At 70.8% G+C, this 23992-nt stretch carries 26 protein-coding genes and 1 tRNA gene; 18 read left to right on the top strand and 9 right to left on the bottom strand.

Translation table 11 applies throughout. The features are described from left to right. Positions 1–110: 110 nt before the first annotated feature. Positions 111–818 (bottom strand): DUF461 domain-containing protein, encoded by a 708-nt coding sequence (locus ACGFW6_RS32965; RefSeq protein WP_393518167.1) that lies wholly within the window; start codon positions 816–818, stop codon positions 111–113. Positions 819–1431: 613 nt separating this feature from the next. On the opposite strand from ACGFW6_RS32965, the gene ACGFW6_RS32960 reads away from it, so the two are divergent. From ACGFW6_RS32960 to ACGFW6_RS32935, 6 genes are all read left to right on the top strand, one after another. Further along, positions 1432–1914 (top strand): CarD family transcriptional regulator, encoded by a 483-nt coding sequence (locus ACGFW6_RS32960; protein WP_003953493.1) that lies wholly within the window; start codon positions 1432–1434, stop codon positions 1912–1914. Between the two features lie 290 nt (positions 1915–2204). Continuing rightward, the gene (ispD, locus tag ACGFW6_RS32955) at positions 2205–2969 is read left to right on the top strand and encodes a 2-C-methyl-D-erythritol 4-phosphate cytidylyltransferase (protein WP_393518164.1); all 765 of its coding nucleotides are present in this window, start codon (positions 2205–2207) and stop codon (positions 2967–2969) included. Continuing rightward, on the top strand, positions 2959–3459 hold the full coding sequence (ispF, locus tag ACGFW6_RS32950) for a 2-C-methyl-D-erythritol 2,4-cyclodiphosphate synthase (RefSeq protein ID WP_393518161.1): 501 nt from the start codon (positions 2959–2961) through the stop codon (positions 3457–3459). The genes ispD and ispF overlap by 11 nt, the downstream gene beginning before the upstream one ends. A gap of 52 nt (positions 3460–3511) precedes the next feature. Further along, the gene (gene cysS / locus ACGFW6_RS32945; RefSeq protein WP_393518158.1) at positions 3512–4906 is read left to right on the top strand and encodes a cysteine--tRNA ligase; all 1395 of its coding nucleotides are present in this window, start codon (positions 3512–3514) and stop codon (positions 4904–4906) included. Between the two features lie 99 nt (positions 4907–5005). Then, positions 5006–5947, top strand: coding sequence for a 23S rRNA (guanosine(2251)-2'-O)-methyltransferase RlmB (gene rlmB / locus ACGFW6_RS32940; RefSeq protein ID WP_393518155.1), 942 nt, complete (start codon positions 5006–5008; stop codon positions 5945–5947). 134 nt (positions 5948–6081) lie between these two features. After that, positions 6082–7719 (top strand): DoxX family membrane protein, encoded by a 1638-nt coding sequence (locus tag ACGFW6_RS32935; RefSeq protein WP_393518440.1) that lies wholly within the window; start codon positions 6082–6084, stop codon positions 7717–7719. Positions 7720–8313: 594 nt separating this feature from the next. Here the strand turns inward: ACGFW6_RS32935 and ACGFW6_RS32930 are convergent. From ACGFW6_RS32930 to ACGFW6_RS32920, 3 genes are all read right to left on the bottom strand, one after another. Beyond that, on the bottom strand, positions 8314–9045 hold the full coding sequence (locus tag ACGFW6_RS32930; protein WP_393518437.1) for an NDP-sugar synthase: 732 nt from the start codon (positions 9043–9045) through the stop codon (positions 8314–8316). A 139-nt stretch (positions 9046–9184) separates the two neighbouring features. After that, positions 9185–9643 carry a hypothetical protein gene (locus tag ACGFW6_RS32925; RefSeq protein ID WP_393518152.1) on the bottom strand — a complete coding sequence of 153 codons (459 nt, stop codon included), beginning with the start codon at positions 9641–9643 and terminating at the stop codon, positions 9185–9187. Positions 9644–9851: 208 nt separating this feature from the next. Next, positions 9852–10940 (bottom strand): ABC transporter ATP-binding protein, encoded by a 1089-nt coding sequence (locus ACGFW6_RS32920; protein ID WP_393518149.1) that lies wholly within the window; start codon positions 10938–10940, stop codon positions 9852–9854. Between the two features lie 217 nt (positions 10941–11157). On the opposite strand from ACGFW6_RS32920, the gene ACGFW6_RS32915 reads away from it, so the two are divergent. The 5 genes from ACGFW6_RS32915 to ACGFW6_RS32895 all read left to right on the top strand — a co-directional run bounded on the left by ACGFW6_RS32915 (position 11158) and on the right by ACGFW6_RS32895 (position 13641). Continuing rightward, positions 11158–11232: transfer RNA gene (locus ACGFW6_RS32915), tRNA-Thr, on the top strand. 204 nt (positions 11233–11436) lie between these two features. Beyond that, positions 11437–11673, top strand: coding sequence for a hypothetical protein (locus ACGFW6_RS32910; protein WP_194044498.1), 237 nt, complete (start codon positions 11437–11439; stop codon positions 11671–11673). A 334-nt stretch (positions 11674–12007) separates the two neighbouring features. Then, positions 12008–12391: a hypothetical protein gene (locus tag ACGFW6_RS32905; RefSeq protein ID WP_393518145.1), complete on the top strand. Its 384-nt coding sequence runs from the start codon at positions 12008–12010 to the stop codon at positions 12389–12391. Between the two features lie 291 nt (positions 12392–12682). Next, a complete protein-coding gene (locus ACGFW6_RS32900) occupies positions 12683–13027 on the top strand; it encodes a hypothetical protein (RefSeq protein ID WP_393518142.1) in 345 nt (114 codons plus the stop codon). 266 nt (positions 13028–13293) lie between these two features. Then, a complete protein-coding gene (locus ACGFW6_RS32895) occupies positions 13294–13641 on the top strand; it encodes a hypothetical protein (RefSeq protein ID WP_393518139.1) in 348 nt (115 codons plus the stop codon). Positions 13642–13781: 140 nt separating this feature from the next. On the opposite strand, the gene ACGFW6_RS32890 is transcribed toward ACGFW6_RS32895, so the two are convergent. The 3 genes from ACGFW6_RS32890 to ACGFW6_RS32880 form a co-directional block, all read right to left on the bottom strand. Next, the gene (locus tag ACGFW6_RS32890; protein ID WP_393518136.1) at positions 13782–14075 is read right to left on the bottom strand and encodes a hypothetical protein; all 294 of its coding nucleotides are present in this window, start codon (positions 14073–14075) and stop codon (positions 13782–13784) included. 254 nt (positions 14076–14329) lie between these two features. Next, positions 14330–14626 (bottom strand): hypothetical protein, encoded by a 297-nt coding sequence (locus ACGFW6_RS32885; RefSeq protein WP_393518133.1) that lies wholly within the window; start codon positions 14624–14626, stop codon positions 14330–14332. A gap of 212 nt (positions 14627–14838) precedes the next feature. Continuing rightward, positions 14839–15327: a hypothetical protein gene (locus ACGFW6_RS32880; protein ID WP_393518130.1), complete on the bottom strand. Its 489-nt coding sequence runs from the start codon at positions 15325–15327 to the stop codon at positions 14839–14841. A 410-nt stretch (positions 15328–15737) separates the two neighbouring features. On the opposite strand from ACGFW6_RS32880, the gene ACGFW6_RS32875 reads away from it, so the two are divergent. The 6 genes from ACGFW6_RS32875 (at position 15738) to ACGFW6_RS32850 (ending at position 21060) form a co-directional block, all read left to right on the top strand. Continuing rightward, a complete protein-coding gene (locus ACGFW6_RS32875; protein WP_393518127.1) occupies positions 15738–16463 on the top strand; it encodes a hypothetical protein in 726 nt (241 codons plus the stop codon). A gap of 75 nt (positions 16464–16538) precedes the next feature. Further along, positions 16539–16823, top strand: a complete 285-nt coding sequence (locus ACGFW6_RS32870; protein WP_393518124.1) for a hypothetical protein — start codon at positions 16539–16541, stop codon at positions 16821–16823. A 132-nt stretch (positions 16824–16955) separates the two neighbouring features. Next, positions 16956–18203, top strand: a complete 1248-nt coding sequence (locus tag ACGFW6_RS32865) for a wax ester/triacylglycerol synthase domain-containing protein (protein ID WP_393518121.1) — start codon at positions 16956–16958, stop codon at positions 18201–18203. Positions 18204–18229: 26 nt separating this feature from the next. Continuing rightward, positions 18230–18520 carry a phosphopantetheine-binding protein gene (locus ACGFW6_RS32860; protein ID WP_393518118.1) on the top strand — a complete coding sequence of 97 codons (291 nt, stop codon included), beginning with the start codon at positions 18230–18232 and terminating at the stop codon, positions 18518–18520. After that, a complete protein-coding gene (locus tag ACGFW6_RS32855; RefSeq protein ID WP_393518115.1) occupies positions 18517–19725 on the top strand; it encodes a beta-ketoacyl-[acyl-carrier-protein] synthase family protein in 1209 nt (402 codons plus the stop codon). The genes ACGFW6_RS32860 and ACGFW6_RS32855 overlap by 4 nt, the downstream gene beginning before the upstream one ends. 51 nt (positions 19726–19776) lie before the next feature. After that, positions 19777–21060: a wax ester/triacylglycerol synthase domain-containing protein gene (locus tag ACGFW6_RS32850; RefSeq protein ID WP_393518112.1), complete on the top strand. Its 1284-nt coding sequence runs from the start codon at positions 19777–19779 to the stop codon at positions 21058–21060. 4 nt (positions 21061–21064) lie between these two features. Here the strand turns inward: ACGFW6_RS32850 and ACGFW6_RS32845 are convergent, their stop codons facing one another. Next, the gene (locus ACGFW6_RS32845; protein ID WP_393518110.1) at positions 21065–21559 is read right to left on the bottom strand and encodes a GNAT family N-acetyltransferase; all 495 of its coding nucleotides are present in this window, start codon (positions 21557–21559) and stop codon (positions 21065–21067) included. A 41-nt stretch (positions 21560–21600) separates the two neighbouring features. Next, on the bottom strand, positions 21601–22488 hold the full coding sequence (locus tag ACGFW6_RS32840; RefSeq protein WP_393518108.1) for an aminoglycoside phosphotransferase family protein: 888 nt from the start codon (positions 22486–22488) through the stop codon (positions 21601–21603). 54 nt (positions 22489–22542) lie between these two features. On the opposite strand from ACGFW6_RS32840, the gene ACGFW6_RS32835 reads away from it, so the two are divergent. Continuing rightward, on the top strand, positions 22543–23949 hold the full coding sequence (locus ACGFW6_RS32835; protein WP_393518106.1) for an NAD(P)/FAD-dependent oxidoreductase: 1407 nt from the start codon (positions 22543–22545) through the stop codon (positions 23947–23949). Positions 23950–23992: the final 43 nt, after the last annotated feature.

Genomic DNA, 23992 nt, shown 5'->3' with positions numbered 1-23992 from the left:
GCGCCGCGGACCGGTCGGTGACCCACCTGAAGGCGCCGCGGACCGGTCGGTGACCGACCTGAAGGTCCCACGGACCGGTCGGTGACCGGCCCGAAGGCGCCCTGGATCGGTCAGTGACCGGCGGCCGACTGCGAGGCCGCGTCGGTCGCCGTCGGCGTACCGGTCGTCGCGCCGTCCTCGGTACCGGTACCGGCACCGGCGCCCGCCGTCTCGCCCGAGGTCGCGGAGGCGCCGCCGGTCGGCGTGGCCCCGCTCTCGTCGGCCGGGGTCCCCGTCGGCGTGGCAGTCGTCTCCGGCGCGGCCGGGACCTCGCTGGGACCCCAGCCCTCGAAGTAGTGCTCGGCGGGCACGACGAACGCACGCAGGCTCACGTCACCGGTCTCGCTGAAGGTGAAGGTGATCTTCTGCGCGTCGCCGTCCTTGACGGCCTCCCGGCTGCTCTGCAGCACCGCCGAGGCGTTGTCCTTGCCGCCGAGGATCAGCGAGCCGCCGGCCGGGATGGTCAGGCTGCCCCCCTTGGCGGCCTTGAGCTCGGCGCTCTTGCCGGCTCCGTCCACCTTGATCGCGTCCAGCGTCTGGGCCTTGTCACCGGAGTTGAACAGGGTCGCGGAGATCGCGGCCGGTCCGGTCGACTCCAGGTCGGGCTGGGTGATGACGAGGGCGTTCTGGATCTTGATGTCGCCGACGCTGGTGGCCGCGTTGTCCGGCTTGATCTCCAGCGTCTGGGCGTTGTTGCCGGCGGCGCACGCGGCGAGCGAGGTGATCGAGAACGCGAGGGCGGCGGCAGCGAGTGCGCCGCGTCGAAGGCTGCTGCTCACGGCGGCGGCAACTCCTTGACTCGAACGGGGGGCGCGTAAAGCCGCCCTAAGTGTCTGTCAGCGGCCTTAGGTTACCGAGCCGTTCCCGCGCGACCGCACCCGACCCTCCCCTCAGGGGTCCAAGTGCCGCCGAAGTCCCTCTTCCACCCCCGTCTCTTCACCCACAAGTGACCCGGGTGTCACATTGCCCGGTCGCTCGTCCGTCATTCACATAAGCCCCTTGCGAGCGGCCGCGCAAAATTTCCGTGAAGGAATGCGCGACCCTCCCGGAATTGATCACCGGGCATGTCCTCCGACCTGGCGGTGATCAATTCCGGGAATCGGCCGGGACCCGACTCGGGACGCCGAACGGAGTAGCGGAAGTCGCACACTTGGAACCGGACATATGTGTACGTTCGGCCACTCGGAGGCGCCGCCGGATGTGTGTAACGTGCGCGTTTCTGTGTGTCCGCAGAGCCGCTCCCACCTGCGAATACCTTCTTCCGGTCGGCCCGCGCAGCACGTTCCTGTTGGAGTTGTCAAGCCCCGAGATATGCCCTGACCTGCGAAAACGCCATTCAGAACCCGCCGTTTCCGTGTTACCCTGGATAGCCACGGAAGGGGTACCTGTCACATGACGTTCAAGGTTGGCGACACCGTGGTCTATCCCCATCACGGGGCCGCGCTGATCGAGGCTATCGAAACTCGCCAGATCAAAGGCGTGGACAAGACCTACTTGGTGCTGAAGGTCGCCCAGGGTGACCTGACGGTACGTGTGCCAGCGGACAATGCGGAGTTCGTCGGCGTGCGTGATGTGGTCGGTCAGGACGGGCTGGACCGGGTCTTCGAGGTGCTGCGCGCGCCGTACGCCGAGGAGCCCACGAACTGGTCGCGTCGTTACAAGGCAAATCTGGAGAAGCTCGCCTCCGGCGATGTCATCAAGGTCGCGGAAGTCGTACGTGACCTGTGGCGTCGTGAGCGCGAGCGCGGACTCTCCGCCGGTGAGAAGCGCATGCTCGCCAAGGCCCGCCAGATTCTGGTGAGCGAGCTTGCCCTCGCGGAGAACACCAACGAGGACAAGGCCGAGGCCCTGCTCGACGAGGTTCTCGCATCCTGACGCGGTCCATCCGCCTCAGTTCATTCAGCCCAGTGCTGTGTGGCTTTTAAAAGTGCCGCGGTGCCCGATGACGCAATTGCTGTCGCCGGGCGCTGCGGCATGTTCGCTCTCGGGCGCTGTTCGACCCGCCCGGCGCGCTCTGTCTCGGGGGTGCCCCCGATACTTGATGTGCCGGGTCCGGACGGCAGGCTCGACCGACTGTCACGGAAGGGTCCGGTCAAGGCGTCGCGCCCGGCGGCACGCTGTGGCCATACCCAACTAGGCCGAGCACACAAACCTGACAGGAACCGATGTCTGACGATTCGCTCCCTTCGCCCTCGGAAGCCCGCAGCGGAGCCCGTACGGCCGTGGTGATTCCGGCCGCAGGAAGGGGCGTACGCCTCGGTCCGGGCGCCCCCAAGGCACTTCGTGCGCTGAACGGCACGCCCATGCTCATCCACGCGGTCCGTGCGATGGCCGCGTCGCGTGCCGTCTCCCTGGTGGTCGTCGTCGCACCGCCCGACGGCGCGCCCGAGGTCAAGAGCATGCTCGACGCCCACGCGCTGCCCGAGCGCACCGACTTCCTGGTGGTCCCCGGCGGCGAGTCCCGCCAGGAGTCCGTCCGGCTCGGCCTGGACGCGCTGCCGCCGGACTTCGACATCGTGCTGGTGCACGACGCGGCGCGTCCGCTGGTCCCGGTGGACACGGTGGACGCGGTCATCGAGGCCGTACGCGACGGAGCGCCGGCCGTGGTGCCGGCCCTGCCGCTCGCGGACACGGTCAAGGAGGTCGAGCCCGCGCCGACGCCCGGCGCGCCCGAACCGGTCGTGGCCACTCCGCAACGCGCACGCCTGCGTGCCGTGCAGACCCCGCAGGGCTTCGACCGCGCCACGCTGGTCCGCGCGCACGAGACGGTGACGGACGACGTCACCGACGACGCCAGCATGGTCGAGCAGCTCGGCCTGACCGTCGTCGTGGTCCCCGGCCACGAGGAGGCCTTCAAGGTCACGCGGCCGCTGGACCTGGTCCTGGCCGAGGCGGTCCTGGCGCGCCGGAGGCTGAACGATGGCTTCTGAGGAGCTGCCGCCGCTGCCCCAGGTCGGCATCGGCACCGACATCCACGCCTTCGAGGAGGGCCGCGAGCTGTGGTGCGCGGGCCTGAAGTGGGAGGGCGAGGGCCCCGGGCTCGCCGGGCACTCCGACGCGGACGTCGTCGCGCACGCAGCGTGCAACGCGCTGTTCTCCGCGGCCGGCCTGGGCGACCTGGGACAGCACTTCGGCACCGGGCGCCCCGAGTGGTCGGGCGCCTCCGGCGTCGTACTCCTCACCGAGGCCGCCCGGATCGTGCGCGAGGCGGGCTTCCGCATCGGCAACGTCGCCGTCCAGGTGGTCGGCCCCCGCCCGAAGATCGGCAAACGGCGGGACGAGGCGCAGAAGATCCTCTCGGAGGCCGCCGGCGCGCCGGTGTCGGTGTCGGGAGCGACGACCGACGGACTGGGGTTCCCCGGCAGGGGTGAAGGGCTGATGGCCGTGGCGACCGCGCTCGTGGTGCGGACCGCGATCTGACTGTTGTCCACAACCGTCCGAGGCACCGGGCAGGGCCGACTACCCTGGACCCGTGACTATTCGCCTGTACGACACCAGCGCCCGGCAGATCCGTGACTTCACCCCGCTCAAGCCGGGTTGCGTCTCGATCTACCTCTGTGGTGCCACCGTGCAGGCAGCACCCCACATCGGGCACATCCGCTCCGGACTGAACTTCGACATCATGCGCCGCTGGTTCGAGTACCGCGGCTACGACGTCACGTTCATCCGCAACGTCACCGACATCGACGACAAGATCATCAACAAGGCGGCCGACCAGGGCCGCCCCTGGTGGTCCATCGGCTACGACAACGAGCGCGCCTTCAACGACGGTTACAGCGCGCTCGGCTGCCTGCCGCCCACCTACGAGCCCCGCGCCACCGGCCATGTCCCCGAGATGGTCGAGATGATGCGCACGCTCATCGAGCGCGGGCACGCGTACGAGGCCGACGGCAGCGTCTACTTCGACGTGCGTTCCTGGCCGTCGTACCTGGAGCTGTCCCGGCAGGACATCGACGACCTGCGCCAGCCCGACGAGGGCGTCGCCGGCAAGCGCGACGCCCGGGACTTCGCCATGTGGAAGGCGACGAAGCCCGGAGAGCCCGACTGGGAGACCCCGTGGGGCCGCGGGCGCCCGGGCTGGCACCTGGAGTGCTCGGCCATGGCGCACAAGTACCTGGGCAGCGCCTTCGACATCCACGGCGGCGGCCTGGATCTGATCTTCCCGCACCACGAGAACGAGATCGCCCAGGCCAAGGCCTTCGGTGACGACTTCGCGCAGTACTGGGTGCACAACGCCTGGGTCACCATGAGCGGCGAGAAGATGTCGAAGTCGCTCGGCAACAGCGTGCTGGTCTCCGAGATGGTCAAGACCTGGCGCCCGATCGTGCTGCGCTACTACCTGGGCACCCCGCACTACCGCTCGACCATCGAGTACAGCGAGGAGGCCCTGCGCGAGGCCGAGTCGGCGTTCGCGCGGATCGAGGGCTTCGTGCAGCGCGTGGTCGAGAAGGCCGGCGCCGTCGAGCCGTCCGCCGAGCTGCCGCCCGCCTTCGTCGAGGCCATGGACGACGACCTCGGTGTCCCGCAGGCCCTCGCCGTCATCCACACCACGGTCCGCCAGGGCAACAGCGCGCTGGCGGCCGACGACAAGGAAGCCGCGGTGGCCCGCCTCGCCGAGGTCCGCGCCATGCTCGGCGTCCTCGGCCTGGACCCGCTGGACGCGCACTGGGCGGGCGAGACCGACCGGGGCGAGGATCTGCACGGCGTGGTCGACAGCCTCGTACGTCTGGTCCTCGACCAGCGGGAGGCCGCCCGGGCCCGCAAGGACTGGACGACCGCGGACGCCATCCGCGACCAGCTCAAGCAGTCCGGTCTGGCCATCGAGGACGGCCCCGACGGACCCCGCTGGAGCCTGGGCCCGCGCTGACCGGCCCCGGCCCGAGGAAGATCGATTGTGCCGCCCGGCCCCCCGGGCGGCACACTTCATAGACATACGTACGACACACCCACGACAGACAGGTAGGTCATGGCCGCGAACAACCGCCGCATGTCCGGCAAGAAGGGCGCGCAGGTCGGCAGTGGCGGCCAGCGGCGCAAGGGTCTCGAGGGCAAGGGCCCGACGCCGCCCGCCGAGATGCGCAAGAAGCACAAGAAGAACCGCATCGCGACCGCCAAGGCGAAGCAGGCCGCGCGCCGCCCCGCGCCGCGCGGCCGTGGCGGCAAGGGCACGTCCGAGATGGTTGTCGGCCGTAACCCGGTCGTCGAGGCGCTGCGTGAGGGCGTCCCGGCCTCCACGCTCTACGTCCAGCAGTTCATCGACAACGACGAGCGCGTCCGCGAGGCCCTCCAGCTCGCCGCCGAGCGCGGTGGCATCAACCTCATGGAGGCCCCGCGCCCCGAGCTGGACCGCATGACGAACGGCCTCAACCACCAGGGGCTCGTCCTGCAGGTCCCGCCGTACGAGTACGCCCACCCCGAGGACCTCGCCAGTGCCGCCTACGACGACGGCGAGGACCCGCTCATCGTTGCCCTCGACGGCGTGACGGACCCGCGCAACCTGGGTGCGGTCGTCCGCTCGGTCTCGGCCTTCGGCGGCCACGGGGTCGTCGTACCCGAGCGCCGCGCGGCGGGCATGACGGCCGGCGCCTGGAAGACGTCCGCCGGCACGGCGGCCCGTACGCCGGTTGCCCGCGCCACGAACCTGACCCGCACGCTGGAGGCGTACAAGAAGGCGGGCATCGTGGTCGTCGGTCTGGCGGCCGACGGCGAGGCCGAGCTCGGCGAGCTGGAGGCGCTCCACGGCCCGGTCGTCATCGTGGTCGGCAGCGAGGGCAAGGGCCTGTCCCGCCTGGTCGGCGAGACGTGCGACTTCCGCGTGCGCATCCCGATGCCGGGCGGCGCCGAGTCGCTCAACGCCGGTGTGGCGGCGGGCATCGTCCTCTACGAGGCGGCCCGCCGACGCGTCTGAACAGACATCCGTGGCGTCACCCGTGCGGGTTAATTCTGGTGACAGTGGTGCGACCTGCGCATCTTTGACGGGGTCCGGACAGATCGGACCGGTCAAAGCAGTGTCCTAACCACACGTCACTCGGTTAGTTGAGTGTGGACACCAGAACACCCCGCACACCCACGGGGGACCGCTCGTCGGGATACGACGACGCTCCCGCGCTGAGCATGGTGAAGGTGCCGAGCGATCCGGCGCAGATCATCGTCAATCACGCGAGCTTCCGCGTGCTGCTGGGTTCGTCTGCCCGGCGCACCAAATCTCCGCGGATCGCACGGCACTTGAGCGCCACCGAGGACACCTCCCTCATGCCGCTCGTCAACGCGGCCGGCAGAGCGGGGGCGGCCCCCGGCGCCCGCCGCCGGGTCGCCGTCTGGAACGGCACGTCCGCGCCCGACGACACCGGCGCCCACCGGCTGCTCCAGGCCGTGCGGGACGGCAGCGTCCGCCACGGCGACGAAGCGGTTCCCGCCGGTGGCGGCACCCAGGTCATCCCGCGCGTCGACGTCGGTTACGACGGCGGCTACGAGGACGAGATGGCGCAGACCGTCGAGACCCCGATCGTGGGCGCGCAGCGCACGCACGAGTCCCTCGAGACCCGGCTGCTGCCTCACATGCGCACGGTCGAGAGCGCCTACGACGAGGAATTCGCGTACGCCGCGGACGACTTCGTCGACGAGGACCCCGACGGCCCGGACGACGACGCCGACGCACCACCCCGGCGACCCGGCGCCGACGACCCCGCGCGGCACGCGTACTACCCCGGCCGCCGCATGAACCTCGGCGTCGTCCTGCTCCCCCTCCGGGTCTTCCTCGGCTTCATCTCCATCTACGCCGGCATGGGCAAGCTCTGCGACCCCGTCTACTTCGACGGTGGCAAGCGCGGCTCGATGGTGAAATGGCTCAACACGCTCCACCCCTGGGAAGTGGCCGAGCCTCTCCGCCAGTTCGCCCTCGAACACCCCGTCGGCTCCGGCCTGGTCATCGCCTTCTTCCAGGTGATCGTGGGCGTGCTGACGGTCCTGGGCTGCTGGCAGCGCGTGGCCGCGGTGGTCGGCGCCCTGCTGTCCGCCGCGCTCCTGGTCACCGTGAGCTGGAAGAACGTCCCGGTCTACGACGCCCCCGACATCATCTATCTCGCCGCCTGGTCGCCGCTGATCATCGCCGGCGCCCCCGTCTACTCGATCGACGGCCGTCTGGCCGGCATGGCCTGGCGCCGCCTCGGCCCGCGCTCCGACCTCTGGGAACTGCGCCGCTACGTCCTGCGCCGCGGCGCCCTGATCACGGCGATCGTCACCGGCCTCACCCTCCTGATCGGCTCCCTGCTCGGTGGCGCGGTCCGCGACGCCGACCGCGTCGTGGTCCCCGGCCCCGGCGAGGCCCCGCGCAACGAACTGCCGGGCTCGCCCCTGCCCGAGGAGTCCGACCGGCAGCACGACAAGTCGCCGTCGGCCTCCAACTCGCCCACCCAGGGCGCGACATCGGGTGCGGCCACCCCGTCCGGCGCGGCGACCACGCCGGGCGCGACCAGCGACACGGGTACGACGGGTGCCGGTACGCCCAGCCAGACGCAGGGCACCGCGGGCCAGGCCCCGCCCCAGCAGTCGGCCCCCGCCGACGAGGCCCCCAGCACCAGCACCGGCCCCACCTCCGGTGGCCCCACCTCCGGCGGCTCCTCGTCGGGCGGCGGCTCCACCGAAGACGAACCGGGCCTGGTAGGCGGCCTCCTGGGCTGACCACCCCCCACCCACCCGGGCCCCGGCCGCACCCAGCGGCCGGGGCCCATCGCCTTCCCCCACCCCTGACCCCGGCTCCTGGGGACCTGCGGCCCCCAGACCCCCGCATCGGCCCTGAACGGGCCTCGTCCTCAAACGCCGGACGGGCTGAAAAGAACGGGCGAGGGCGCCGTCGGTTGGAGGGAGCGTGGGCGGGATGGTGGCACCCTGCCCTGTGAAGCGGAGCGGGCTGGCAATGCGGACCGGGGGCGAGAGGGGCGCCGTCTGCTGGGACGGGATGGCGATGCGCCTCCGGCCTCTGACTGCGTCGGTCGGACCGGTGGGCGCCGGCAACTGGTTCAGGGGCGCCGGTCAGCTTCTTGTGCCATGCAGGCGTTCAAGGGTGCCGTCCCAGAGGGCGGAACGCCGACAGGTGTGAGTGACGGCCTCGGCAGGGGCGTAGCGAATGGGCGAGGGGATCGCGTCCACAACACAGGATGGCGAGGACGCCGCGGCGTACTCCTACGCGCCCGCACCCGCCCACGGCGGCACGGCCCCGACCCACCCCCAGGCGCTACGCGAACCCCCACACACCCGCGCAGGCCGCCGCAGGCATCAGCGCCCCAGAGCCGCCAACTCCTTGGCCGCCTCCGTCAGGTCCTTCGCCGTATCGATGGCACGCCAATACGCACCCTGCGGAATCGGGAACCCAGCCAGGCGATTCTCCCGAGCAAGATGCGGAAACGTCGTACGTTCATGGTCGCCGCGCTCAGGCAGCAGAGAAGCGAAGGCAGGCGAGAAGACGTACACCCCCGCGTTGATCTCGAACGTCGACGGCGGCGCTTCGATGAAGTCCGTGATGTGCCCGAAGCCGTCCGTCTGCACCGCGCCCCACGGCAGCCGAGGCCGCGCGAGCGCCAACGTCGCCACGGCGTCCCGCTCGGCATGGAAGTCCGCCATGTCCCGCAGCGAGAACCGCGTCCAGATGTCACCGTTCGTCGCGTACCAGGGCTTCTCCGGATGCGGCAGACGCGCCGCCGCGTACTTCAGACCGCCACCCCGCCCGAGCGGCTCCGTCTCGACGACAGTCGTGACCCGCACCGGAAGATCGGCAGACTTCAGCCAGTCCTGCAGCACCTCGGCGAGATGCCCACAACTGATCACCACATCCGTCACACCCTCCTCGGCCAGCCACACGAGCTGGTGGCCGATGATCGGCGTCCCCGTACCGGGGATCTCGACCATCGGCTTGGGCCGATCGTCGGTGTACGGACGCAGCCGCGACCCCTGGCCCCCGGCCAGGACAACGGCTTGAACGGGGCGGGTCGCGGCGTTCGGATCAGTCATGCCCGAACTGTACGCGGCGCCCCGCTCACGGCATTCGTCGGCAACGATTCCTCGATCAGCCGTCACCGTCCGGAAGCGGAGTGTTCCTCAAGAGGCAGCCCGAGGTGGGCGCCGGCGCCCACACCCGGCTCGCTCCCACCTAGCTGTGCGCCGCGGCGACACCCGAGGCGAACGCGGTGTCGCACACCGGCCGCGCATAGGACTGCGCCCGAGTCGGCCCGTACACACGAACCGCCGCACGGCCGAGCGCGCGGGCGATCGAGGCACAGTGCCGGGCGAGCGACGGCCGGTCGTCGACGGCCTGCTGGAGGTGGGTGAGCGCGACGCTCGGGTTCTTCTCCTGCAGCTCGGTCAGCAACTGGTCGCGCAGCACGTCCTGAGGAGCGCGCGGCGCGGTGTTCTTCGCGGCACCGGCGCTCGAGACGTCGGTCGCGGTGAGCACCGAGTCCGAGGTGTTCCCCGACCAGTTGACCCGGGTGACCGCGAGGGTCCCGGAGAGCACCAGGACGACGGGCAGGACGAAGGCGATGGTGCGGCCGAGCTGGCGGGCGGGGCCCCGGTGGCCGCGTCGTGTCTGTTGGGTGGTGGAGTGCTTCACGCGAGTGAGGGTAGCGTTCGGTACTGATATGGCGACATTTAGTCACCGGTTCGAGGGACGAAGAGGCCCTCAAACTCGGGTGGCACGTTGACGCACAGCGCTCGAAATGACCGGTATGCCGGGGTATTTGTCGACAACGAAGAAGGCCCCGCAGCGCTCTGCGGGGCCCTCTTCGTCAACCTGGGTGAATTACCCGGTGTTGTACCGCTCAGTCGGAGAGCCGCTCACCCGTGGAGGTGGAGAACACGTGGGTCTCACCGGACCGCGGGACGATGTGCAGCGTGCTGCCCTTCTCCGGCACGTCACGGCCGCTGACGCGGACCACGAGGTCCTTGGAGTCCTCGCCCACCTTGGCGGTGCCGTAGACGTACGCGTCGGCGCCCAGCTCCTCCACGACGTTGACGGTGACGGCGAGACCCTGGTCCGAGTCGGAGCCGGCGACGTCGAAGTGCTCGGGGCGCACACCCACGGTGACGGTCTTGTCGGGGGCGGCGGAGAGCGCGTCGCGGTCCACCGGCACGACCGAGTTGCCGAACTTCACGCCGCCGTCGGTGATCGGGACCTCGACCAGGTTCATGGCCGGGGAGCCGATGAAGCCGGCGACGAAGAGGTTGGCCGGGCGGTCGTACATGTTGCGCGGGGTGTCGACCTGCTGGAGCAGACCGTCCTTGAGGACCGCCACGCGGTCGCCCATCGTCATGGCCTCGACCTGGTCGTGGGTGACGTAGACGGTGGTGATGCCGAGACGGCGCTGCAGCGAGGCGATCTGCGTACGGGTCGACACGCGGAGCTTGGCGTCCAGGTTGGACAGCGGCTCGTCCATGAGGAAGACCTGCGGCTCACGCACGATGGCGCGGCCCATGGCGACACGCTGGCGCTGACCACCGGAGAGGGCCTTCGGCTTGCGGTCCAGGTAGTCGGTGAGGTCGAGGATCTTCGCGGCCTCTTCGACCTTCTTGCGGATCTCCGCCTTGTTGACGCCGGCGATCTTGAGCGCGAAGCCCATGTTGTCGGCGACGGACATGTGCGGGTACAGCGCGTAGTTCTGGAACACCATGGCGATGTCCCGGTCCTTGGGCGGCAGGTGCGTCACGTCGCGGTCACCGATGCGGATGGCGCCGGCGTTGACGTCCTCGAGCCCCGCCAGCATGCGGAGCGAGGTGGACTTGCCGCAGCCGGACGGACCGACGAGGACGAGGAACTCGCCGTCCCCGACCTCGATCTCCAGACCGTCGACGGCGGGCTTCTCGGTGCCCGGGTAGATCCGGGTCGCCTTGTCGAACGAGACAGTGGCCATGGTGAATGGGCCCCCTTCTACCGGCAGGAACGTGCCGGACGATCCGTTGTAGGAAGGTGGTTGGTGTAGTCCACATGAGCGGACTGGCTCTGGACGGTACCTGGCGTTCGCCTGGTCTGTCAGTACCTGGGGGCATGTGAACTTCGCGGAAATTTTCGACAGGGGCCACTCGGAACGTGGGTACACTGCACGGGCGCGTGCGTGACAGCGCGTGCATGCCTCCTTAGCTCAGCTGGTCCAGAGCGGCTGTCTTGTAAACAGCAGGTCGTCGGTTCGAATCCGACAGGGGGCTCATTCCGCGGGGCGGTTGTCGATGACAACCGCCCCGTTCGTCTTTTCCCGCACCCTTGTCGGTGAATTCCATCGCTTCATGTCCCCGTGGGGACACGGGACATGCGCTTGTGTGGAATAGGATCCCGGATCGCTACTGCTAGTGTTCGTTCCGTCACAGTAGGCAATCAGCCTCAATGTTCATGTAATGAAATCCGAGGGTTCCATGCGCAAGCTTCACCAGGTCATGATCGCCGCTGCTGCCGCCGGCGGCCTGTCCGCCATCGGTGCCGGTACGAGTGTCGCCTACGACGCCACGCCGTCGGTGTCGGACCTTTACCGTCCGTACCAGGAGTGCAGCCCGCAGACGGTTGCCGCGACCGACGTCCCGGTCGCCGTGCTCGGCCTCTCCGAGACCTTCGACACCACCTGCGGTCAGTTCAACAACGCCTTCACCGGCTGAGGTCGGCGGCGTAGTCGTGCGCGACGCCTTCCGCGGGCCCCTTCGGGGTCGTCCCCGAAGGGGCCCGCTCATGCGCGGATGCCCGGAGCGCGAGCACGCTCCAGCGGCCCGTGCGTGGTCGCGGCGGCCCTGATGAACTCCGGTGCGGCGATGTGCGGTTGGTCGGACGCGGATCGGTCGCCCTCAGGTCAGTCCTTCGTTTCGTAAGCGAAACGGCCCCGAGTGTCCCGGATGTGTCGGGCGCCGGGGCTCGTCTCTGCGACACCCCCAGGGCCCGGCGCGGCCGTTCGCGGTGTACGGCGTTCGGGCACACCCCACAAAGGAGACGCAACACATGTTCAACGGCAAGAAGTTCGTGGCTGTCTCGGGGCTTCTCGGCGGCCTCGCCATGACCTGTCTCGGCGCCACCCAGGCCCACGCCGCGGGCCCGGGTGCCTGCACCATGGACCCCGGGGGCAACATCATCTGCACCCAGCAGGTCACGGGACAGACGCCCGAGGGCGACGGCTTCACCCTGCGCAGGACGGTGAACTGCCAGCCGACGCAGCCCTTGACCCTGCCCACCCCCGGCCTGCTGTCCAACGGGCAGACGAGGATCGGCCCGCACATCACCTGTGCCGACGCCGAGACCCCCGCTCCGGTGGCGGCACCCCCCGCCACCAACGACAGCAACGACCGGGACGAGGCCAGCCCGTTGCTGGCACGCCTGTTGGGCTGAGCGTCTCCTTCGGCGGATGGCCGGACCGGGAAACCGGTCCGGCCATCCGCCGTTTTCACGTCCCCGCGACCCGTTCCTCGGCAAATGGGTGACCGGCTCTCAACGCCCGTGACCCGACAGCGGGGATGCGTCGTTTTCCGTTCAGGGAAATCGGTGCGCGCACCGATGCCTTGTCATGGCCCGACACGACACGAAACGGACAGAGGTCCCAAATTGCTGCGGTTTGCGTGTATATGCTCACATTAAGTAGTCAAGCCAGGGCCTCGCGCCCCGGGAAGAAAGGGTCAAACTATGCGCAGGTTTCAGCGCGTTGCAGTCGTAGCAGCCGTGGTCGCCGGGCTGTCCTCCTTCGGTGTCGGTGCCGGTAGCGCCTTCGCCGGCGAGGAAGACGCTCACGACCAGGTCGTCACCGCGGTCGCCACTTCGACGGCCAACGCCGTCGGCACGTGGGGTGCCCCGTACGACAAGGCTGCCGCTGCTCCGCAGGCCGCTCCGCAGGCTGCCCCCCAGGCCGCGCCTGAGGTGGCCCCGCAGGCCGCGCCTGAGGCTGCTCCGCAGGTCGCGCCGGAGGCCGCCCCCAAGGCCGCCGCCCCCGAGTACGGCTACGGCGAGTACACCGCTCCCGTCGCCCAGTAAGTAGACCCCGAGGGTCGATGCGCGATTCTCAGGGCACAGCCGCATCGACATCCGTCGGAACACCGTATGCACGGCGCACGATCTGAATACTCCCGCTCCTGGTTCAGGGATCAGGTCGGGCCGTTCGGCGGTGTGCTGGACAACACCCTTAGCAACGCAGCCCGGACGCGCGGCAGACCCATCAGGGGAGAGCGCGGCCGGGCTGTGTCATTTCCGGGCTCTTCCAAGGCAATCCGAGCTTCTCCAAGGCAGAAGGAACGCAGCACATGATCGCTCGACAGAAGATCGCCACCGTCTCGGGGCTCCTCGGAGCTCTCGCCGCGCTCTACGGCGCGGCGGCCCCGGCGCACGCCGATGACCCCAAGGGTGCCTGCACGATCACCGCCCAGGGCGACATCGTCTGCGTCAAGAAGAGCGAGGTCGTCCGCAAGGACAAGCGCAACGGGTACATCGTCCAGCAGAAGCAGGACTGCTCCACGATCGAGCGGCCGCGGGTCATCGGCCCCGAGGAGGGCATGGCGAACGACGGCTCCGTGAAGAGCGGGCCGGTCGTGGAGTGCAACAACCGGGCGGAGCTGCCCAAGGGTATGAAGCTCCCCAAATTCGATTTCTGAACGCAGTAGCGCACAATGCCGGATCGGAAGAAATTCCGATCCGGCATTCTTTTCTTATTTACAGGATTACGGTGGTCGGGCCGGGAAATGCCGGTGCCCCGGCCGAGTGGCCGGGGCACCAGGGGAAGATCTGGCCTACGTCACTTGCCGAAGGCGCTGTTGTTGCAGCCCATGCTCGAGCCCAGCGCGGTCTCCTGCGCGCCCGGGTTGCCCTCGCCGTTGAGCAGGTTGCCGCCCAGGCCGTTGGCGATGCCGACCTGGCCCAGGATGTCGACGTTGGCGTCGTGCGAGCGGCAGGTGCTGCTCTGCATGATGTTCAGGCTGCTGCCCTTGCTGCCGAAGTCGCCTCCGTCGGCGTGGGCGGCGCCGGACCCCAGAAGTCCGACGCTCCCGAGGGCGGCGACCAGGACGGCGGCCTTGCGGAGCTTGTGCATGTTCATCTCCGGTGGAGTGGAGTGGGTCGGTCTGGTGCAGACCGACTTCGTACAATTACGGAGGCTAATAGGAAGTATTCCAACGCAATCGGCGGCACGCCGAATTCGGAAAAGACTCACCATCTTGGCCGATAGCGACGAATTACTCGGTCGAACGAGCCAATCCGGCGCAAAGGGAAGTCCCGGCACCGGGCACGGGGCTCGGTACCGGGACTTTGTTTCCCGCTTCGGCCGGCTGTGCGGCCGTCAGTGCATCAGAAGGCGCTGTTGTTGCAGCCCATCGAGGAGCCCAGGTGGGTGTCCTGCGCGCCCGGGTTGCCCTCGCCGTTGAGCGCGCTGCCCAGCAGGCCGTTGAGGACGCCGACCTGGCCGAGGACGTCGACGTTCAGGTCGTGCGACTTGCAGTTGGAGCTCTGCAGGACGCTGAACTTGTCGCCGCCGCCCTTGCCGCCGTGGCCGTCGTTGCCGTGGGCGGTGGCGGTGCCGGCGCCCAGGAGGCCGACGGTGCTGAGGGCGGCGACCAGGACGGCAGCCTTGCGAAGCTTGTGCATGTCATCTCCGGTGGAGTGAGGTGGGTGCGATCTGTGCGAGATCGACTTCGTACAGTTACCGGAGATTAATACGAAGTATCCGGACATATATGAACGACGCGCCGAGGTTCGTGATCTCGTGCCGGAAGCACCCAGAAGTCGCATCACAGGAGAACGGGCCCCAGGCGCCGGCCGTCGCACCGAACGCCTGGGACGCGTGGCCCGAAAGCGCGTCAGCGCGTGTAGCGGGCGTGGGCCAGGGAGTTGGCCTGGCTGTTGGCCTGGTCGCAGTCGACGCCCTCGGTCTCGGCGGCGGCGAGCACCGCGACCGGGACGGCGGCGTTGAGCAGGGACTGCGGGCTGCACTCCTGGTACGGACGGAAGAGGTTGGCCTGCTCGATGGGCCCGGACGGCGCGACGGTCGGCTGCGGGTTGACCTGCGGGCTGATCTTGGGGCTCAGTTGCGGGTTGACCTGTGGGGTGACATCGGCGCCGTGGTGGGGCGCGAGCGCCTGCGCCGGCCGGTGCGCGTTCGGCAGGTTGGAACGCTGCGCGCTCGCCTGCGAGTTGGTCCACGAGGTGGCCTGGAGATCCTGCTGCGGAGCGGGGGGCGGGACGGAGCCGTAGCCGACCGGGGCGTCGGCGACGCTGGGGCCGACGCCGATGGCCGACAGACCACTGGCTGCTGCTACGACGAGCGCGACCTGGTGAAGCTTGCGCATGGAACCTCGGCCCTTCATTGACCTGTGCATGAACGTACGGAAATGCGACTGCGATGGACCGTCGCTCTCTCTCCTGGTGCGGAACGAGACAACTGCGAATCCAGTCACGTGAGTCGGGACGGGGTCACCCAATTGCCGGAGGGTGTGTAAATCCGATGGATGGCAATGGGGTGACGGAATTACGCATCCCGTGACTTGGTCCAAGAAATGTCGTTGCCAGTCGAGAGAGGGCAGCGGCCGGAATCAGTAGAGAGGCAACGGGTTCCGCTGCCGACTCCGGCGTGAAGTCCACATGACAGCTCAGGCATTACCCCTGTAAGGGCGCAGTACGAATATCAGACTGAGCACACGCAAGACTGCACTGAATACAACGGATTTCCCTGTACAGGTAATGAAGGGCCGAGGGTTCCATGCGCAAGCTTCACAAGGCCGCGCTCGTCGTCGCAGCGGCCGGCGGTCTGACCGCGATCGGTGCCGGCGTCAGCGAGGCGGCCGACTATCCCGTCGGGTACGCCGGTGCCGCTCCGGCGCCCGCTCCCGACTACCCGGCACCTCAGTACGCTCCCGCTCCGCAGTACGCACCGGCGCCCCAGTACGCCCCGGCTCCGCAGTACGCTCCCGCTCCCCAGTACGCCCCGGCGCCCCAGTACGCTCCCGCTCCCCAGTACGCCCCGGCGCCGCAGTACGCGCAGCCGCAGGCCACCGCGTCTGCCCGGTCCGCCGGCACCGCGCAGGTCGCCTCCCGGCCGCAGTACCAGCCACAGCCGGCTCCCCAGTACGCGGCTCCGGCGCCCGCCCCGCGTGAGCAGACCGGTTACGCCTCCGCCTCGGCCTCGTCGGGCGGCTTCGCGCAGGCCGGCACCCCGCACGCCGCCCCGGCGCAGGCGGCTCCGCAGGTCGTGCCGCAGGCTGCCCCGCAGGTGATGCCGCAGGTCGCCCCGCAGGTGTCCGCTCCGCAGGTCTTCAACCCGGAGCCCCCGCCGCGGGTCGCGCCGCAGGTGAACCCGCAGGTGAACCCCGAGGTGAGCCCGCTCATCGGTGGGCTGAACACCAGCGCTCCGCAGGTGCCCGGGCTCGGCCTCGGACAGGTCGCGGCACCGCCCGTGGGCCAGCTGGGTCTGCCCCGGCTCGGCTGACGGCCCTCGGCAACAGGCCGTCGCTTCAACCTCATTCGCTGCACACCCCTTCCGCTCGATCCAACCGGAGAAGAAATGCGCAAGCTCCACAAGGCCGCCCTGGTGGGCGCCGCCGTCCTCGGCAGTGTCGGTTCCTTCGGCGTGGGCCCCGCCCTCGCCCACGGTGAGGGCATGGCCCACGACGTGGACATCACGCAGGGCATCGAGTGCCGCTCGCACGACATGAACATCGACGTCCTCGGCAGCGTCGGCGCCCTCAACGGCGTCCTGGCCAACGCGCTCAACGGTGAGGGCTCCCCGGCAGCCCAGCCCAGCCACCTCGGTTCGGACATGGGCTGCAACAGCTCGGCGCTCAAGTAACCGTAGGAAGCGTCCGGTTCGACGCCCGCTCCGTCACGGGGCGGGCGTTGGACTTGCCAGCCGTCGACGCGGCACAGATCCGGCGAGGGCCGGGCCGCGCCGCGCACGCCGAGTGAAAGGGCGACCTGTCGCATGAGACTGTCCTGTGCCGACGAGATGCTGCTGCTCAACGGGTGCCCGGGAGTCATCGGCCTGGCGACGGTCCTCTCCGGCGAGCGGCCCGATGTGCGGCAGGTGCGCGCCCGTGTCGTGGAACGCTGGGCGGGACTCGAACGGATGAGCTGCGTGCTCGACCGGGCGTGCGGACGGCGTGGGTGCGCGCGGTGGGCCGTGCCGGAGCCGTTCGACCCCGCCGTACAGGTCGTCGAGGAGCGGGCGACGCTGGACGAGCTGTGGGCGCGCAACGTGGACCGGCCGCTCGCCGACGGGGCGCCGCCCTGGCGGCTGTTCGTGCTCCCCGACGCCACACACGGCGGTGACTTCGCGCTGGCGCTGGTGGCCCAGCACGCGCTGCTGGACGGCCGGTCGCTCGCGACGCTGATGCGTGCGCTGATGGACGACCCCGGGCCGGCGGGGCGACGGGAGAGGCCGGTGCCGTTGCCGCGCAGCCCGCTGCGCGCGGCCGGCCGGGAGCTGAAGGTGATGTCGGCACCCGGACAGGCCCTGCCGACGTGGCCGCCGGGGCACACGTACGCCTCGGTCGCGGTGCGGGAACTGCCCGCGCACATCGTCCGCTCCGCGCGCCGGCAGCCCGCCGACGGCCGGGGCGCGACCCTGAACGAGCTGCTGGTGGGCGCGGTGGCGGGGGCGCTGCGGGACCAGTACGGGCCGGTACGGCGGTGGCGGGAGCGGGATCTGCCCGTGTACACGGCCGTACCGTGCGATCTGCGGGGCCGGGGGAATCCGGGTGAACTCGGCAACACCCTCACGGTGGTCCGGGTCCCGCTGCCCGTCGACGTGGACGGCTCCGTGGCGCGGCTGCGGGCGTGCCAGGACGCGATGGCCGCCGTCCCCGACCGGGCGGCCGTGCACGCCACCGTGCTGTTCCCGGCGGCGGAGGCGGCGCGGCGCACCGGCCCCTGGGTGACCCGTCTGCTGACCAGCCGGGGACGGCACTCCTGTTTCGCGGCGACCGCGACCACGGCCATGAAGTGGCCCGGCGGGCCGAGCACCTTCCAGGGCCGCCGGCTGGTGCGCACGGTCGGGCTGCCGCCGTTGCAGTACCCGGGCACCGTCAGCTTCGCCCTGGCACAGGCAGGGGACGCGTTCACGCTCACCGCGGTGGGCAACGCGGCCCCGGACGACGCGAGTCGGCTCGCCGGCGCGGTCGTCACGGAGTTCGAGACATGGGCTCGGACGGCGACGCCGTCAGTGCTCTGACGGCACCAGGAGAGGGAGGCAGTTGCATGGAAGCCGAGCGCCGGGACACAGGTGACGTATGGGAAGCGCTGCGCCCGCTGTGCGCGCAGGTGATGTCGGTGCCGCAGGAGGCGGTCGTGCCGCAGGCCCGGCTGGTCGCCGACCTGGGAGCGGACAGCCTGGACATCACCGAACTGGAGGCGGCGTCCGAGGAGTTGTTCGGAGTGACGCTGCGGGGGAGCGACAAGTCCGCCGTGGCGACCGTGGGTGATGTCGCCGAGCTCATCGCGCGGCTGCGCGCCGGTACGCCCGACGTCCACAGCACCCTGGCCCGATGACCGGCCGGCACGCCGTCGCCGTCACGGGCCTGGGCGTCCGCTGCGGCGCCGGGGCGAGCCCCGAGGAGCTGTGGGAGAGCCTCGTCCGCTGCCGTTCGGCGAGTACGCTGCACGCCTTCGACGACGAGGGCACCGTCGTCCACCCCGCGTGTCCGATGCCCGGCTTCGACCCCGCCGGGTATCTGACGGTCAAGGAGACGCGGCGGGCCGACCGGTCGGTGCAGCTGGCCCTGTGCGCGGCCGCGGACGCCGTCGAGGACGCCGGCGGGCTCCATGTCCCCTCCCGCAGGCGGGCGGTGGTCACCGGTACCGGGTACGGCGGGGTGATCAGCCAGGAGGGCGGCATCGGGCATCCCGACGTGCTCTACGCGCCCCGGCTGATGCACAACGCGGGCGCGTACTGGATCAGCGCCCGGTTCGCGGTGACCGGGCCGAGCCTGACGATCTCCACCGCCTGCGCCTCGGGGACGCACGCGGTGGGCGAGGCGATGCACATGATCCGGGCCGGTTCCGCGGACGTCGTCGTGGCCGGCGGGCACGACAGCCCGCTGACCCCCACGACGGCGCTCGCCTTCGGGCGGGCCGGGGCGATGGTCACCGAGTGCGAGGATCCGACCGCCGCGTCCCGGCCGTTCGACGCCGGGCGTCAGGGTTTCGTCCTCGCCGAAGGGGCGGCGTTCCTGGTGCTGGAGCGGCTGGATCTGGCCCGCGCGCGGGGCGCCCGGATCCACGCCACGCTCACCGGGTACGGACGCACCTCCGACGCCCACCACCTCACCGCGCCGCATCCCGACGGGCTGGGTGCCGTCGCGTGCATGGAGCAGGCGCTCGCCGACGCCGGGACGACGGCCGACGCGGTCACCCATGTCAACGCGCACGGCACCGGCACCGAGTTGAACGACCTCGCCGAGGCACGGGCCATCACGGCCGTGTTCGGTTCGCGCCGGGTGCCCGTGACCGCGCCGAAGGCGGTGACCGGGCACGGGCTGGGGCTGGCGGGAGCGCTGGAGGCGGTGATCACGGCCCTGTCGGTGCGGGAGGGGCTCGCGCCTCCGACCGCGCATCTCACCCGGCTGGACCCCCGGTGCGAGCTGGACATGGTCACCGGCGAACCGCGCAAGATCCCGGACGGGCCGGTGATCAGCAACAGCTTCGCCTTCGGAGGCCACAACGCCTGTGTCGTCTTCGACTCACCCCACGTCTGAGCGGCGAGGGCGGGGATTCTGGGGGGACTTGGGAACGGGAGGCTGTGGAAGATGAGGCTGACGGCCATCGAGGAAGGTCATCTGCGCAACGGGATGCCGGGGACCGTCGGCATCGCCGCGGTGTTTCCCGGAGAACCGTTCGATCTGGCGCGGGTACGGGCCCGGGTGCAGGACAGATGGGGCGCCCTGGAGCGGATGAGCCTGGTTCCGGTGCCCCCCGCCGGGCCGTCGGCGGTGTCCGGTCACCGGTGGTCGTCCGTCCGGCCGTTCGATCCCGCCGACCACATCGCCGCCACCGACCAGGACATGGACTCCCTGCTGGCCGACGGTGTCACGCGCGCGCTGTCGGCCGAACAGCCCCCGTGGAAGCTGCTGGTGACCCGGCACCCCACCGCGGCGGGCGAACAGGCCGTGGTGCTGCTCGCCCATCACGCGCTGCTCGACGGCCGGTCCCTGGAGACCCTCTTCCGGCTGCTGATGGACGACGCGGCGCCGCAGCGCCCGCCGGCGCCGGCCGAGGGGGCCCGGCAGCGGCCGTCGGTGGGGCTCGCCACCGTGGGCCGGGAGCTGCGCCGCATCGGGGTTCCCGGCCAGCCCGTTCCGCCGTCGTCCGGCGGGGGACCGGGGCCGTCGGTGGCCGTCGTGCGGATCGACCCGCAGGTGATGCGCGCGGCCCGGCGTCAGCCCGCCGGCGGGCGCGGGGCGACGCTCAACGAACTGCTGCTGAGCGCCTACGCCGGTGCCCTGCGCGCCTGTCACGGGCCGCTGCGTTCCTGGCCGCAGGGGCCGACCCCGCTCTACGCGACCGTGCCGGTCGACCTGCGGACCCGGCACAACGCGCAGCAGCTCGGCAACGGCGTCACCGCGCTGCGCGTCGCGCTGCCCGTCGACCTGGACTCGCCGGTGGCGCGGCTGCGCGCCTGCCAGGACCAGGTCGCGGCGTTCGAGCACCGCTGCGAGGCGCATCGCGCGATCCTTCCCGCGCTGCAGGGGGCCGCGCGTACCGTGCCGTGGCTGGCCGGGGTGATGGCCAGGCGCCTGGCCCGGCCCGAGCTGACGACCAGCCTGTGCACCGCGTTCAAGTGGCGAGACGTCCCCAGCCACTTGCACGGGCGTCCCCTCGCGCGGGTCGTCCCGCTGCCGCAGCTGTCCCCGCCGGGCACGGCGAACCTGTGCCTCGTGCACACCGCCGACGCCTACACCCTCACCGTCGTCTGCCATCTGCGCACGGGGGACGCGGAGCTGATCGGTGCCGCCGTGGTCCGGGAGCTGGAGGCGGTCGCGGGCTGCGGGGCGACGGCCGTGCGAGCCGGTCAGGGCCTGCGTACGTCCTGACGGGTCACACCGTCGTGGGCCGGGGGTCGGAGCCGAGCTTCGTCAGTGCTTCGTCCGTCAGGCGGTACACCGTCCACTCGTCCTGCGGGCGGGCGCCGAGGGAGTCGTAGAAGGCGATCGAGGGGGTGTTCCAGTTCAGGACGGACCACTCCAGGCGCTGGTAGCCGCGTTCCACGCAGATGCGGGCCAGTTCGGTGAGCAGGGCCTTGCCGTGGCCGGCGCCGCGGGCGGTGGGGCGGACGTAGAGGTCCTCCAGGTAGATGCCGTGGACTCCGCGCCAGGTGGAGAAGTTCAGGAACCAGATGGCGCAGCCGACGGTCTCGCCGGTCCCGTCGTCGGCGGCGATGTGGGCGTAGGCGGCGGGGCGGTCGCCGAAGAGGGCCTCGTGCAGCTGCTCCTCGGTGGCCTTCGCCTCCTCCAGCGCCTTCTCGTACTCGGCGAGCTCGCGGATCAGGGCGTGCAGGGAGGGGATGTCGGCGGGTGTGGCGGGTCGGATCATGGGGCGAGGCTAGCCGCAGTGGCCGTACCGGCGGCGTGAGGCTAGCGGCGGTGGTCCCGCAGGCGCCGCGCGATCTCCAGGTGCGCGTCGAGGGGGTCGTCGCCCTCCTCGATCTGCCACAGGGAGTTCTGCAGCACGCGGCCCAGCGTCCAGGCGCGGGCACGGGCGTTCTCCAGGCCGAGGACCTCCGTCATGGCGTCGAAGCGCCAGAGCACCTCGTCGGCCTCGAAGCGGTTCCACAGGACCGGGAAGAGATCGAAGCCGGGGTCGCCCGCGAGCGGCTTGGGGTCGATGGCGAGCCAGGCGGCCCGGTCGGCGGCCAGGACGTTCTCGAAGTGCAGGTCCCAGTGCAGGAGCCGGTCGCCGGGGGCGTCGGCGACCTCGCGTACCGCTGCCGCGCAGTCGGCGAGCAGGCGGCGGGTGCCGAGGTCGGCGATCTTCTTCAGGGCCGCCGGCGTGTGTTCCAGCATGGCTGCGGCGAGGTCGCCGAGGCGCCGCACACCCGGCGGGGCCGGGGTCGTGGTGAGGTGGGCCAGCAGCCGGGCGACGACCAGGGTGGCCTCGCGGGAGTCCGGCAGGTCGTCCAGGCAGCGGTCCGGGTCGAGACGCTCCAGGAGCAGGGTGCCGGTCCCGTCGTCCCACTGAAGGAGCCGCACGGCGCCGTCGCCGTGCCACGCCCGCAGCGCGACCGGCTCACCGACGGTCTCCTCGTCGACGTCCTGGAGCTTGAGCACGGCCCGTGTCCCGTCCGTCCGTAGCACGGGCAGGACCAGCGCGCAGCGGCCGTACATCGTCGGGCCGTCGGGGCGCAGCCGCCAGTGCTGCAGGAAGTGTGTGCCGCGCTCCGCGAGCGAGGTGACGTAGGCGCGGCCGGCCTCTCCGGCGTGGCGCACGTGCTGGGCGACGAGCTCGTCCGGAATGTCGATCACTTTGCGACCCTACTGGGGTGCCGGAGTCGGCTCACGCGAATTAACGTCCTCGCCATGAGCAGCTCGGTCAGTGACGCCGTGAACGGCGGGATCTCCTTCTGGTACGCGGACGACGGTCTCCCTGCGGCGCGGGAGCCGCTCGCCGGGGACACCTCCGCGGACGTGGTGATCGTGGGCGGTGGATACACGGGACTGTGGACGGCCTACTACCTGAAGCAGGCGGTCCCCTTCCTGCGGATCACCGTCCTGGAGCAGAAGTTCTGCGGCTACGGCGCCTCCGGACGCAACGGCGGCTGGCTGTACAACGGCATCGCGGGCCGCGACCGGTACGCCAAGCTGCACGGCCACGAGGCGGCCGTACGGCTGCAACAGGCCATGAACGACACCGTGGACGAGGTGATCCGGGTCGCGGAGGCGGAGGGCTTCGACGCCGGGATCCACAAGGGCGGTGTGCTCGAAGTCGCGCGTACGCCCGCCCAGTTGGCGCGGCTGAAGGCGTTCCACGCGCAGGAGCTGGCGTTCGGCGAGAAGGACCGTGAGCTGTACGACGCCCGGCGGACCGCCGAGCGGATCAAGGTGGCCGACGCGGTCGGCTCGACGTGGACGCCGCACGGGGCGCGGGTGCACCCGGTGAAGCTGGTCAAGGGGCTCGCGGCGGCCGTCGAGGCGCTCGGCGTGACCATCCACGAACTGACGCCGGTCACCGAGATCCGGCCCAAGCACGCCGTCACCCCGTACGGCACCGTCCGCGCGCCCTACGTCCTGCGCTGCACCGAGGGGTTCACGGCGAACCTCAAGGGCCAGCACCGGACCTGGCTGCCCATGAACTCCTCGATGATCGCCACCGAGCCGCTGACCGACGAGCAGTGGGAGTCGGTCGGCTGGGACGGGCGCGAGACCCTCGGCGACATGGCGCACGCCTACATGTACGCCCAGCGCACGGCCGACGGGCGGATCGCGCTGGGCGGGCGCGGGGTGCCGTACCGCTTCGGGTCGAAGACGGACAACGACGGGCGCACGCAGCCGGAGACCATCGAGGCGCTGCGGGAGATCCTGGTCGGCTTCTTCCCGTCGCTGGCCGGGGTGCGGGTCGAGCACGCGTGGTCGGGGGTGCTGGGCGTGCCGCGCGACTGGTGCGCGACCGTCACGCTGGACCGGACGAGCGGGCTCGGCTGGGCGGGCGGCTACGTCGGCTCGGGCGTCGCCACCGCGAACCTCGCGGCGCGGACCCTGCGCGACCTGGTGCAGATCGACTCGGGGCAGGGCGTGCGCACCGAGCTGACCGAGCTGCCGTGGGTCGGGCACAAGGTGCGCAAGTGGGAGCCGGAGCCGCTGCGCTGGCTGGGCGTGCACGGGCTGTACGCCGCGTACCGGGCGGCGGACCGGCGGGAGTTCGCCACGCCGAGCGCCGAGTCGTCGCGGGCGGCGCGGGTGGCCGACCGGATCGCCGGGCGGCACTGACGGCACCGCCGCACAGGGAGGACGGGGGAGGGGCCGCGGTCCG

Source organism: Streptomyces sp. Y7 (genome assembly GCF_043195415.1).
GTDB lineage: Bacteria > Actinomycetota > Actinomycetes > Streptomycetales > Streptomycetaceae > Streptomyces.
The sequence above is the reverse complement of the archived record's forward strand: the minus strand, read 5'-3'. Positions and strand labels throughout refer to the sequence as shown.

Excerpts from the sequence above, each read along its gene's own strand:
- ACGFW6_RS32865 (WP_393518121.1), top strand. The coding sequence starts at position 16,956 with ATGAGACTGTCCTGTGCCGACGAGATGCTGCTGCTCAACGGGTGCCCG.
- ACGFW6_RS32860 (WP_393518118.1), top strand. The coding sequence starts at position 18,230 with ATGGAAGCCGAGCGCCGGGACACAGGTGACGTATGGGAAGCGCTGCGC.
- ACGFW6_RS32890 (WP_393518136.1), bottom strand. The coding sequence starts at position 14,075 with ATGCACAAGCTCCGCAAGGCCGCCGTCCTGGTCGCCGCCCTCGGGAGC.
- ACGFW6_RS32845 (WP_393518110.1), bottom strand. The coding sequence starts at position 21,559 with ATGATCCGACCCGCCACACCCGCCGACATCCCCTCCCTGCACGCCCTG.
- ispF (WP_393518161.1), top strand. The coding sequence starts at position 2,959 with ATGGCTTCTGAGGAGCTGCCGCCGCTGCCCCAGGTCGGCATCGGCACC.
- ispD (WP_393518164.1), top strand. The coding sequence starts at position 2,205 with ATGTCTGACGATTCGCTCCCTTCGCCCTCGGAAGCCCGCAGCGGAGCC.
- ACGFW6_RS32875 (WP_393518127.1), top strand. The coding sequence starts at position 15,738 with ATGCGCAAGCTTCACAAGGCCGCGCTCGTCGTCGCAGCGGCCGGCGGT.
- ACGFW6_RS32910 (WP_194044498.1), top strand. The coding sequence starts at position 11,437 with ATGCGCAAGCTTCACCAGGTCATGATCGCCGCTGCTGCCGCCGGCGGC.
- ACGFW6_RS32835 (WP_393518106.1), top strand. The coding sequence starts at position 22,543 with ATGAGCAGCTCGGTCAGTGACGCCGTGAACGGCGGGATCTCCTTCTGG.
- ACGFW6_RS32880 (WP_393518130.1), bottom strand. The coding sequence starts at position 15,327 with ATGCGCAAGCTTCACCAGGTCGCGCTCGTCGTAGCAGCAGCCAGTGGT.
- ACGFW6_RS32895 (WP_393518139.1), top strand. The coding sequence starts at position 13,294 with ATGATCGCTCGACAGAAGATCGCCACCGTCTCGGGGCTCCTCGGAGCT.
- ACGFW6_RS32855 (WP_393518115.1), top strand. The coding sequence starts at position 18,517 with ATGACCGGCCGGCACGCCGTCGCCGTCACGGGCCTGGGCGTCCGCTGC.
- rlmB (WP_393518155.1), top strand. The coding sequence starts at position 5,006 with ATGGCCGCGAACAACCGCCGCATGTCCGGCAAGAAGGGCGCGCAGGTC.
- ACGFW6_RS32920 (WP_393518149.1), bottom strand. The coding sequence starts at position 10,940 with ATGGCCACTGTCTCGTTCGACAAGGCGACCCGGATCTACCCGGGCACC.
- ACGFW6_RS32850 (WP_393518112.1), top strand. The coding sequence starts at position 19,777 with ATGAGGCTGACGGCCATCGAGGAAGGTCATCTGCGCAACGGGATGCCG.
- ACGFW6_RS32900 (WP_393518142.1), top strand. The coding sequence starts at position 12,683 with ATGCGCAGGTTTCAGCGCGTTGCAGTCGTAGCAGCCGTGGTCGCCGGG.
- ACGFW6_RS32960 (WP_003953493.1), top strand. The coding sequence starts at position 1,432 with ATGACGTTCAAGGTTGGCGACACCGTGGTCTATCCCCATCACGGGGCC.
- ACGFW6_RS32870 (WP_393518124.1), top strand. The coding sequence starts at position 16,539 with ATGCGCAAGCTCCACAAGGCCGCCCTGGTGGGCGCCGCCGTCCTCGGC.
- ACGFW6_RS32885 (WP_393518133.1), bottom strand. The coding sequence starts at position 14,626 with ATGCACAAGCTTCGCAAGGCTGCCGTCCTGGTCGCCGCCCTCAGCACC.
- ACGFW6_RS32905 (WP_393518145.1), top strand. The coding sequence starts at position 12,008 with ATGTTCAACGGCAAGAAGTTCGTGGCTGTCTCGGGGCTTCTCGGCGGC.
- ACGFW6_RS32930 (WP_393518437.1), bottom strand. The coding sequence starts at position 9,045 with ATGACTGATCCGAACGCCGCGACCCGCCCCGTTCAAGCCGTTGTCCTG.